The organism is Paramaledivibacter caminithermalis DSM 15212 (assembly GCF_900142245.1).
Taxonomy (GTDB): Bacteria; Bacillota; Clostridia; order Peptostreptococcales; family Caminicellaceae; genus Paramaledivibacter; species Paramaledivibacter caminithermalis.
On the sequence record NZ_FRAG01000081.1, the window covers coordinates 1 to 10934 of the forward strand.

The following is a 10934-nucleotide window of genomic DNA, read 5'->3' on the forward strand; positions in this document are numbered from 1 at the left end:
TGGAAGAGAATTTATTCAGAGTGGTTTCCTGCAACGGGTTATGAACATTCAGGAGGACCTGAGATTGAATTATATCCTAATGAAGGGCTTTGTCCAAGTGATGATGATTATAGGTGTGAAGTATGGATACCAATAATAAAAAAATAAAAAAAGTATCTTACAATAATAAAGAAATAAAAGGGTAAATACGATTTTAACCCATGTTAAGTTTTCAAATACCAGTAGTTAATATCACAATTGATATCTACTGGTATTATTATATCATAAATTTTAATAGAGAGCCTGACCTCCCCTATTTGACAGAATAGTAAGTAAATTTTTCAAGCCTGACCCTTTGATTTATGACCCTTTGATTTAAAAATTTCAAAGCATTGACATTTTAATATAATTATTGTATTATACATATATCGTTTCCATTTTTTAAAAAAATAGGATTTTGGTTAGAAAAGGTCAAACTGCATTTAAGTAGGGGGGAGAATAGATGATTAAAAGGTTAGTTTTAGTTACTTTTGTGTTAGCAACGGTTTTAAGTATGTGCGTTGTTGCTTTAGCTAAAACCGACGATTATGATTTATCTAACACGAAGAAAATCTATATGGTTACAGATGCTGGATTAGTTGAAATATCAAAAGAAGAATATATCGAGCAAACTCAAGAAATGGAGAGACAATTCAGAATAAATAGTAGAAGTGATTTTAGTGATAAACAATCAAAGAATTTAAGTGTACAAACTAGAGGTTATGATGGTGGATTAACTGATGATTATTACAAATACAAAGAAAAAAAATCAGGTCAAAAATCAAGAAGAGATTTAAGAAAAATAATAAGCAATATTCAAAAAAACAATACATCAAACAAAACAGAATTTTCAATTAAAGCTAGTACAACTGTAAGTTATGATGTTAGTACGAGTCTATCTTCTGAGGAACTAGCAGCTGTTAGAGCCGATATGTCTATTGGTTGGAGCAAGTCAAAAAGCTATGATGAAACTCATAAGCTTACAATAAATCCAGGTGAATACGGTTGGGTTGAATTTGAACCTATTATGGCATATTCAAAAGGAGTAGTTAAGAGATTTAGTTGGTTAGGAAAAGAGAAAAGCTCTAAAGATGTAACAATATATACTCCTATTGAGAAAAATAAAAACTGTTGGGGTTATGTACATCTTATGACAGATACAAAAAAACCAACAGAATAATAATGAGGTGTAACCTTGAATAAAAATAATTTATTTTCACATTTGTACATAATAATTGGATTTTCATTATTAACAGTTACAATTATATCTGGACAATTTTTATCAATTTACAAATATTCAATTTCATTATCTGGAGTTTATAATGTTTGGAATATATACCCTGTATTTGTATGGATTCCACCACTAGCATTAATTTTCCTAGGATTTAGGGAGAGATTTTATAGTAAAAACAAATAAAATAATTACTCTTTTTTAACAGAAATCCTAAAAACAAAAAAATGAGAAACAACAAAAACTTAATAAATGGCTAGATTAGTCAAATTATTAAATGACCAATGAGGGTATCGCCGACATATCATATCTATCTTAACTTGAAAAAGATAAATTGGATATGTTGGTGATACCCTTACTACTAGTCTTTTACTGCTTCATGCGAGTTAAGGTGATGGTTTCTGTATAATATTATTCATGAGAATAGCTTCTTTCATATGTTTTGATGTGTTGTTTGTACACTTACATCATAACATATGAAGCTATTCTCTTTTTATTTTTTATCACTCCATATTTTGTTAAAGCCTTCAATATCATAATCATATACTCGTAAAAATAAATAATCTGATTAACATATTATTTTTCCCATAACTACAGGTCTATTTGCTCCCGTTACACTTGGTAAATTATTTGTATTCCCATAAATTGCTTCATTAGCTAAGATTGCAAAAGCAACTGCTTCTTTAGCATCACTTGATAGTCCAATATCCTCCTGTGTCATAACTTTTATTCCTTTTAATTCTTCTTTTATCATTTGAATTAATGTTTTATTATAACTACCTCCACCACTAATTATCATTTCGTCAATAATATGTTTAGGCAATATGAAATTTTTATAGTTTTCGCTAATGGATATAGCTGTAAAATATGTTAATGTAGTTAAAATATCCATTTCACTTACATTTAACTTAAGATATTTATCTAAAATTTTTTTACTATATTCTATACCAAATTCTTCACGCCCCGTTGTTTTTGGAGGTTTTTTCCTTATAAATGGATGGTTCATCAATTCATTTAATAGTTCATGATGAATATTTCCTTTAGATGCTAACATTCCTTCATTATCAAACCTCATCTTGCCACCAGTTATTTCTTCAACTATACTATCTATCATCATATTTCCAGGTCCAGTATCAAAGGCATAAACTTCGTTAATATCACATTTTTTTGGTATAATAGTAACATTACCTATTCCACCTATATTCTGAAGAGCTATTGTTTTATATGAATTCCTATATAATAAATATTCAGTATATGGAACTAAAGGTGCTCCATGCCCACCTGCTGCAACATCCCTTACTCTAAAATCAGCAACAGTTATAATTCCTGTTTTTTCTGCAATGACACTAGGTTCTCCAATTTGCAAAGTACTGTTTTTTGGTATATGGTAAATAGTTTGACCATGGGAACCAATCAAATCAATATCATTAGAACTTACTCCTGCTAATTTACATGTTTCAAGTACGGCATTTGCAAATTCCTCTCCTATTTTAAAATTTAGTCTACATATTAAATCTACTGATGATTGATTAATGGAGCATGCCTTTAATATATCTCTTTTAAGCTCTAAAGATATAGAATGATTATGAAACTCAATCAAATTGACTTTTGTATCTAAGCCATTTCCTTTTATTTCAACTAAAGCACAATCAATCCCATCAATAGATGTTCCAGACATTAAACCTACAACCATTTTTTTATCTTTATTTAGCAATCGAATAAGCCTATTCACTTTAATCCCTCAATTCTCCAAAGCTAATTAACTCAATTTCCTTATCTTTTAGCCATTTTTTCAACTCATCACTTGTTAATATTTCTAATTCTTTTTCTCTGTCAGTACTATAACTGCTTATATTAATTAAATCATCATCAACATAAGCTGGATGAGTCATTATTTCAATTATTCCTTCAGGAAATTTTGTAATTATTTTTTTTAGGTTTTCAATACTTGCGTTTTCTCCATAAAAATCCATTGAGAAATAGTCTGTAGTCTTTATACCATTCTTCAATAAATATTTTTTTGTTTCTTCATTGGGACATCTTAATGAAACAGCATATTTTTTTGCTATAGCAGCAACTATTTCCCTCATACCATCATACATATGAATATGATGGTGACTATCTAAATGAGTTAGTTTCAAACCAGTACTTAAAAAAGCATTTATTTGATTTTCAAGTTCTATTCTAGCTTCTTCTAATTTCATTTTAGAAAACAATTGATTTCTTCTTTTATAGAATTTGCCACATTCATCAACCAATGAAGATACCTTTTCTTTTTTAGATACTGGTTGACCACATGTTAATGTTAAGTGTAGCCCCATTTCTTTAATCCCATTTTTTTTAGCAATCTCGATAGCGTTTAAAGCTTCTGGCATATTTATCATAACAGTTGTATTAGTTAAAACTCCTTCTTTCAAAGCCTTAATTATACCTTTGCTACATCCTTTTGTTAATCCAAAATCATCAGCATTTATAATAAGTTCTTTCATTTTTTCCCCCTTACCAGGTAACCCTGACATTTGCTTTATATTACTTAAATTGCGGTAGATATTCTCTATTTTCTCGAATAATGTCATCCAATAATTGTTTCGCAATTTTTACTGAAGGTACTAATGGATGTACAGTTAATGCTTGAAGTGCAGTACCATAATTGCCAGTTATTCCTGCCTGAACAGCTAATTCTTCATAAGCTTTAACAGATTGTATAAGACCCTTTATTTTAGCTGGTAAATAACCAACTGTTATAGGCTTAGGACCAGTACTATCAACAACACAATTCACTTCTACAGCTACATCATGGGGTAGACTTGGTATTGTTCCATTATTTCGCACATTTACAGTATGTATTTCCCTTTTATCATTATATATTGCACTAATTAACGATACAGCTGCATCAGAATAGTATGCTCCTCCTCTTTTTTCTAGTTGTGGTGGCTTTATGTCTAAATCTGGGTTCTTATATATTTCAAATAGGGACTTTTCGATTTTTTGAACTTGTTCTGCTCTTGTTCCTTTTTCACTATTAGAGGATTCTATTTCCTCTGCGACTAAATCATCTGTCATATAGTAATATCTATGATATGGACAAGGTATCATTTTTAGAGATTTTAAAAAGTCTTTATCCCATTTTAAATCTGGAATATTTTTCATTGTCAATGAAGCTCCATCACATAGCTTATCTATTACTCTGTTGATAACATTCTCTCCATTAACATACACTTTACTTCCCCAAACAAGATGATTTAAGCCAACAAAGTCAATTTTAACTTTAGCACTATCTACATCTAATATATTGGCAACCATTTTTACCATACCAATAGGAACGTTACAAAGCCCTATTGTTTTAACATTTGTATGCTTCAATATAGTTTCGGTAATCATACCAGCAGGATTAGTAAAGTTAATAAGCCATGCACTAGGTGATAATTCTTCTATATCCTTACAAATATCCATAATAACTGGTATTGTTCTCATAGCCTTAGCAAATCCACCAGGGCCAGTAGTCTCTTGTCCTAATACGTTATATCTAAGAGGAATACGTTCATCCCTTGCTCTAGCCTTTAAACCTCCCACACGAAATTGAGTCATTACAAAGTCAGCACCCTTTATAGCTGTCCTTCTATCTAAGGTTGAAATTATCTTAGTCGATAATCCAGATTTTTTTATCATTCTTTTTGCTAATTCTCCTACTATTTCAAGTTTATGTTTACCATCCATAATATCTACTAAATAAATTTCATTTACTGGCAATTCATTAGCTCTTTTAATAAAACCATCAATCAACTCTGGCGTATAACTACTTCCTCCACCTATTACTGCTATTTTAAGCCCTTTCACTTAATTAACACCCCTTTATTTATTTTCAAGTTCGCTTATACGTTTATAAAGATTTATCATATTTATAATTAATTCTTTTTCTGCAATAGCAGTCATTAAATGATCCTGAGCATGAACAAACAAAACAGATAATTCTACTTTTTCCCCATTGGCTTCCTTTTGTATAATACTTGTTTGAACTTTATGGGCATTTCCCACTTCAGCTTCTGCTTCTTTAAGATACTCTTGTGCCTTGTCAAAATCACCTTCTTGTGCACATTTTAGTGCATCATAAGCCTTTGCTCTTGCATTTCCTGCACTTATAATAATTGAAAAAACAATTTCTTCTGTATTCATATGTTTATCCTCCTTGAGTTTGTGTTAATAATTTTTTGTGAAAATACAAGAAATTTAGTCTTGTATTTTCACAAAAGCACCAGCAATGGCTGGTGCTAATTACCTTATTATATTATAATGTAGCTGTGCTTTCTTGATTTTGCTTTTCTTCTTTCAATAATTTATTTTCATATGCTTTAAAGAATGGATAGTATACTACCATCATAATAGCTATATTAATTAATACTAATATTACTGCTCTGAAATCACCACCAGTTGCTAGATATGCACCAATTGGTGCTGGTAATGTCCAAGGAGCAAGCACAGACGGTCTTGTAACTAAATTTAATGCCATTGCTATATATGATATAGTTCCTGTAATTATTGGTCCTATAATAAAGGGAATAGCCAATATTGGATTTAACATTACAGGTGCACCAAATATAACTGGTTCATTAATGTTACAAATTCCTGGCAATAACGTTGCTTTACCAAGTTTTTTCAAATAATCAGATTTTGAGAATAACATCCAAAGTACAAGAGCTAATGTTGCTCCTGAACCTCCGATCCATACAAACCATTGGAAGAATGGCTCTGGTGCAATATTTGGCAAAACTTTTGCTCCTTCTGCAGCAGCTTTAACGTTTTCATCAAGCAACACTAACCATATTGGTCTTGCTACTGCTCCAACAACAGAAACACCATGAATACCAGATACCCATAATATAGTGATCAATATTATCGGTACAAGAACACCAGGAAGTGTATTTCCTGCAGTTACCAAAGGTTTAAATAAATCCATTATAAATGTTTGAATATCGAAACCTAATAAATGTCTTATAATCCATATAACAGTTATTACTACAGCAGCAGGAATTAATGCTTCAAATGATCTTGCAACAGAATCAGGTACACCTTCAGGCATCTTGAACATTATCTTTTTTGTTTGTAAAAATCTCATAACTTCAACAGCAAATATTGATGTTAAAATAGCAACAAACATACCACTTCCACCTAGAACACCCATAGGCAATACCCAGCCTGTTCCATCCATGACAACTGGAACGCTTGTAAGTAAAAAAGCTGCCATGGATAAAATTCCTCCTGATATACCATCTAATTTATAGGATTTAGATAAACTATATCCTATTCCATAGGATGCATATAAAGCCATTAAGCCCATAGTAAGTCTAAACGGTAATAAAATTTTTCCTATATGAGGCTTTACTAGTTCAGCTAAAGCTGGTATTGGTGGAAAAGCAATTATTAAGAAAAAACTACCTACGATTATAAGGGCCATTGTTGATACAATACCATCACGTATCGCTCTTAAATGTCTTTGTTCAGATAATTTTGTCATTGGACCCATTAAAAGCTTTTCAATCATTTCAAAGAATTTGTACATTATGATTACCCCCTATAGCATACCTTTTATTTGTTGCATTAGATTTTTCCCTCCCAAAGGACTATACCCTTGTGGTGAAATCACTTCAATGGGAATATTTAATTCCTTTGCAACTTCTTTAAATACAGGTAAACGGTGTCTTACTTGTGGTGCTACAAGTACAATATTCCATCCATTTTTTACTTCTTCATTATATTCTCCTGTTCCAACAGCCTTTACCTCTACCTCCATTCCTTCTTTTGCTGCTTCTCTTTCGATTGCCTTTACAACAATTGCGCTTGACATTCCTCCTGAACACACAAGCAAAATTTTTGTCATCTCTACACCTCCTTTATTTTTCTAAGGCTTTATTTACAAAGCCATTAGCATTATCTATTCTCACCAAAGCTTCTTGATAAGAACATCCTGCTTTTATCATAACTACAGCTGCCTTTGGGTTATATTGTGCCTTTATCAATTTTTTTTCGGCTTCCTCATATGTAACACCTGTAGCCATCATAATAATTCTTTTAGTTCTTTCAATAAGCTTTTGATTAGTAGGCTGTACATCAATCATAAGATTTTTATAAACCTTGCCTATTCCTATCATACTAGCTGTAGATAACATGTTTAGCACCATTTTTTGAGCTGTTCCTGCCTTAAGCCTTGTTGAACCAGTTAAAATTTCTGGACCTACGACTGGCGTAATGGAAATATCAGCTAAATCATTAATTTTGCCGTTATGATTACAGCATAAAGACACAGTAATAGCACCAATCTTCTTTGCATATTCTAAAGCTCCTAAAACATATGGAGTTCTACCGCTAGCAGCAATACCAACAACAACATCTTTATTACTTATATTAATAGCTTTAAGATCCTTTTCGCCTTCATCAAAATTGTCTTCTGCTCCTTCAATGGCATCAATTAAAGCTTTGTCTCCGCCTGCTATAATTCCAATTACTTGTTCCTTAGATGTTCCAAATGTTGGGGGACATTCAGCTGCATCCAATATCCCTAGACGTCCACTGGTACCAGCTCCAATGTATATTAAACGCCCACCTATTTTAAAGGCTTCAATTATCTTAGCAACAGCAAGAGCTATATTATGACTTTCTTTTTCAACTGCCAATGCTACCTTTTTATCTTCTTCATTCATAAGCTTTATTATTTCTATTGGTGATTTTTCATCTATATCAATCGTTTTGTTATTGGGCATTTCTGTTGTAAGATGTTCTATTGCTACTGCCATACTACTATCCCTACTTTCTAATTTTCCTTCATGGCGTCGACTACTTCCCTAGTCACCTTTAAATGTCTAATAACATCATCGTATCTTTTACAAGCAACTCCTATAAATAAACTATCTATAATATTTAGTTGTGCTATTCGTGATGCCATAGCACCACTTCTAAAATTATTTTCTACATTTGCTGTGAATAATGTGATGTCAGATACTTTTACTACGGGTGACTGCCCATATTGTGTTATAGCTATGGTAGTAGCACCCTTTTCCTTAGCAATACTCAAAGCCTTTATTACATCCTTAGTTCTACCAGAATTCGAGATAGCTATAGCTACGTCTTTTTCTGTTAAATGTACACAGGAAGTTAATTGCATATGGCTGTCAAAATACATGACTACAGGAATATTTATCCTTGCAAATTTATATTGTGCATCTAATGCCACAACAGATGACGCTCCTGCGCTAAAAATATAAATACTTTTAGCTTTATTTACAGCATCAATTGCTTCCTCTAAATTATCTACATTTAATACCTTTTTAGTATCTTCTATAGCTTTAATATTTCCTACAGAAATTTTATTCAAAATCTCTTTTACATTATCATCAGCTTCAATTACATCATGAATAATTTTTTCTTTCTTCTCAATTTGTGTAATATCAACTGACAAAGCAATCTTTAAATCTTGATAGCCTCCTAAATTTAAAGTCCTACAAAATCTAATTATTGTTGCCTCACTTGTATTACATTTTTTAGCTAATTTTTTTATAGAGAGTTCAATAACTTCAACTGGATTATCCATAATGAATTTTGCTACTTTTTTTTCTGAAGGCTTAAAAGTCTTAAAGCCATGCTCAATCTTTGCTAATACACTATTTTTTATTTGAATTCACCTCCTTAATTTGAATTTTAATATTATCAAGGCTATACTCAATATTTAAATGATTCCATGCTATTAACAATGAACCTATAGCACCATTAAATAGTGGTGTAGAAATATTAATATTATTTATTTCTTTATTTATTCTTTCTTTAAATTTATTTTGCATATATTTAACGCTTCTAAGTATTCCACCATCTAATATAAGATTTATTTTATCTCCATTAAATTCCAGTTTTTTAATTACTGTTTCCGTTATTTCAACTAAGCTATCAACAGCTTTATCTAAGATATCTATTGCTGTCTTATCCTTTTCATAGGCGGCTTCAAAAACTACTGGTGCAATTTGTGCAATATGCTCTTTTGTTATTTCATTGCTGTAAATATATCCAACTATTTTATCCACAGTTTTTAGATTCAGGTATTTTAGTATTTTTTCTGTTAAAAGAGTTTTTTCTGTCCTATTATCATAGGATTTAAATACTGCACCTAGAGCTTTCCTTCCTATGTCATACCCACTTCCTTCGTCGTCGATTATATGCCCCCAACCTCCAGCTCTAACCAACTTGCCTTTTGAATCCATTCCATAACTGATAGAACCTGTACCACTTATAGTTATCACTCCATATTCTTTACCATGAGCTCCAACTAAAGCAGATACTGCATCATTTTTTAATATTATTTCACTTTTAACACCTATAAAATTAAGAATCTCTTCAATATTTTTTTTATCTTCAGGTCTATCAATTCCAGCAAGTCCTAATGATAATAACTGTATATCTTCTATACTTGCATTAACTGAATTGCAAAGGAAATTTATCACATCTCCTAAAGACTCTTTTGTCCTCTTAATACCTATTGAATGGTAATTAGAAGGCCCACTTGATGAAGATGCTATAATTTTTCCTTCTAAGTTACCTATATATCCTAATGTCTTTGTACCTCCTCCATCTATACCTATAACATATTTCAATTATTTCACCTCAATTTTTAAAATAGGTAAAGACAAACAACTTCAAGGTTTAATATATTTAAAGTCTTAATGTTGTTTTTCTATATATAACTCCATGGTTAGATTATATCATTTTTGTAGTTTTGCTTCAATTATATTTATAATTTTTGAAGTTTTTTTTCATAAACCCTAGTCATCTCAGATATAACATCCGCAGGATTATTCCTATACTTATAGAATAGAAGAGTCAAGGTGATGATTCTTTTGACTCATTTTTCCATATATGATATATTATATCCAAAAGGTGGAGAAAAAAATGCCAAGACAAAAAAGAGAAACAAGTAAAACCAAGATATATCATATAATGATGAGGGGGAATGAGAAGAAGAATATATTAATTGATGAAGAAGATAAAATGAAGTTTATTGATATTATGATTGATAAGAAAAAATATGAAGATTATTATTTATATGCATATTGCTTGATGGATAATCATGTACATTTGATAATTAAAGATGAAAAAGATAAATTGAGTCGGATAATGAAGAGAATTAATATTAGCTATGCTCATTATTTTAATAGTAAGTATGAAAGGGTAGGACATGTTTTTCAAGATAGATATAAAAGTGAGGTAATAGAAAGCGAAGCATATCTGTTGGCAGCAATACGATACGTACATATGAATCCTGTCAAGGCAAATATAGTTAAAGAAATTTCACATTATAAATGGAGCAGCTATAATTTATATATTGATCAACGTAATAATTATGATAATATTATAGCTAGGAAAGAGATACTTGACATATATTCTCCAAAAGAGAAAGATGCGATAAAATTTTTTATTGAGTTTACCAATAAAGAAAATAAAGATATTTTTATTGATATGAAGCCGAAGGATGAGAAGAAGTTAAAAGAAGTAAAAGCTAAGAAATTTATTATAAATTTCTTAAAAAGTAGGAACAAAAATATTCAAATTACAGAGATAAAGAATGACAAGGGATTAAGAAATGAATTAATAAAAGAGATGAAAGAAAAAACAGATTTGTCAATAAGGCAAATAGCTAATATTTTAG

Annotated in this window: 13 protein-coding genes; 4 read left to right on the forward strand and 9 right to left on the reverse strand. The window is 30.7% G+C overall.

The window, feature by feature from the left end:
• Positions 1 to 9: 9 nt before the first annotated feature.
• From BUB36_RS20695 to BUB36_RS17320, 3 genes are all read left to right on the forward strand, one after another.
• Positions 10 to 147 (forward strand): GyrI-like domain-containing protein, encoded by a 138-nt coding sequence (locus BUB36_RS20695; RefSeq protein ID WP_084112116.1) that lies wholly within the window; start codon positions 10 to 12, stop codon positions 145 to 147.
• A 334-nt stretch (positions 148 to 481) separates the two neighbouring features.
• A complete protein-coding gene (locus BUB36_RS17315) occupies positions 482 to 1198 on the forward strand; it encodes a DUF6060 domain-containing protein (protein WP_073153199.1) in 717 nt (238 codons plus the stop codon).
• A 15-nt stretch (positions 1199 to 1213) separates the two neighbouring features.
• Positions 1214 to 1435, forward strand: a complete 222-nt coding sequence (locus tag BUB36_RS17320; protein WP_073153202.1) for a hypothetical protein — start codon at positions 1214 to 1216, stop codon at positions 1433 to 1435.
• A gap of 382 nt (positions 1436 to 1817) precedes the next feature.
• Here BUB36_RS17320 and anmK read toward each other — a convergent pair whose 3' ends face one another.
• The 9 genes from anmK to BUB36_RS17365 all read right to left on the reverse strand — a co-directional run bounded on the left by anmK (position 1818) and on the right by BUB36_RS17365 (position 9882).
• A complete protein-coding gene (gene anmK / locus BUB36_RS17325) occupies positions 1818 to 2981 on the reverse strand; it encodes an anhydro-N-acetylmuramic acid kinase AnmK (protein ID WP_073153205.1) in 1164 nt (387 codons plus the stop codon).
• A 1-nt stretch (position 2982) separates the two neighbouring features.
• On the reverse strand, positions 2983 to 3738 hold the full coding sequence (gene chbG / locus BUB36_RS17330; protein ID WP_073153208.1) for a chitin disaccharide deacetylase: 756 nt from the start codon (positions 3736 to 3738) through the stop codon (positions 2983 to 2985).
• A 40-nt stretch (positions 3739 to 3778) separates the two neighbouring features.
• The gene (locus BUB36_RS17335; protein ID WP_073153212.1) at positions 3779 to 5086 is read right to left on the reverse strand and encodes a 6-phospho-beta-glucosidase; all 1308 of its coding nucleotides are present in this window, start codon (positions 5084 to 5086) and stop codon (positions 3779 to 3781) included.
• A gap of 15 nt (positions 5087 to 5101) precedes the next feature.
• Positions 5102 to 5422, reverse strand: a complete 321-nt coding sequence (locus tag BUB36_RS17340; RefSeq protein ID WP_073153215.1) for a PTS lactose/cellobiose transporter subunit IIA — start codon at positions 5420 to 5422, stop codon at positions 5102 to 5104.
• A 112-nt stretch (positions 5423 to 5534) separates the two neighbouring features.
• Positions 5535 to 6806, reverse strand: a complete 1272-nt coding sequence (locus BUB36_RS17345) for a PTS sugar transporter subunit IIC (RefSeq protein ID WP_073153218.1) — start codon at positions 6804 to 6806, stop codon at positions 5535 to 5537.
• A 12-nt stretch (positions 6807 to 6818) separates the two neighbouring features.
• Positions 6819 to 7124, reverse strand: coding sequence for a PTS sugar transporter subunit IIB (locus BUB36_RS17350; RefSeq protein ID WP_073153223.1), 306 nt, complete (start codon positions 7122 to 7124; stop codon positions 6819 to 6821).
• A gap of 13 nt (positions 7125 to 7137) precedes the next feature.
• The gene (gene murQ, locus BUB36_RS17355; protein ID WP_073153225.1) at positions 7138 to 8037 is read right to left on the reverse strand and encodes an N-acetylmuramic acid 6-phosphate etherase; all 900 of its coding nucleotides are present in this window, start codon (positions 8035 to 8037) and stop codon (positions 7138 to 7140) included.
• 17 nt (positions 8038 to 8054) lie between these two features.
• Complete coding sequence (locus tag BUB36_RS17360) at positions 8055 to 8918, reverse strand: MurR/RpiR family transcriptional regulator (RefSeq protein WP_330390542.1); 864 nt, start codon at positions 8916 to 8918, stop codon at positions 8055 to 8057.
• Complete coding sequence (locus BUB36_RS17365; RefSeq protein ID WP_073153231.1) at positions 8902 to 9882, reverse strand: N-acetylglucosamine kinase; 981 nt, start codon at positions 9880 to 9882, stop codon at positions 8902 to 8904. Before BUB36_RS17365 ends, BUB36_RS17360 begins: the two co-directional genes overlap by 17 nt.
• 295 nt (positions 9883 to 10177) lie before the next feature.
• Between BUB36_RS17365 and BUB36_RS17370 the strand changes: the two genes are divergently transcribed.
• On the forward strand, positions 10178 to 10934 hold a 757-nt coding region (locus BUB36_RS17370; RefSeq protein ID WP_073153233.1), incomplete at its 3' end, for a transposase.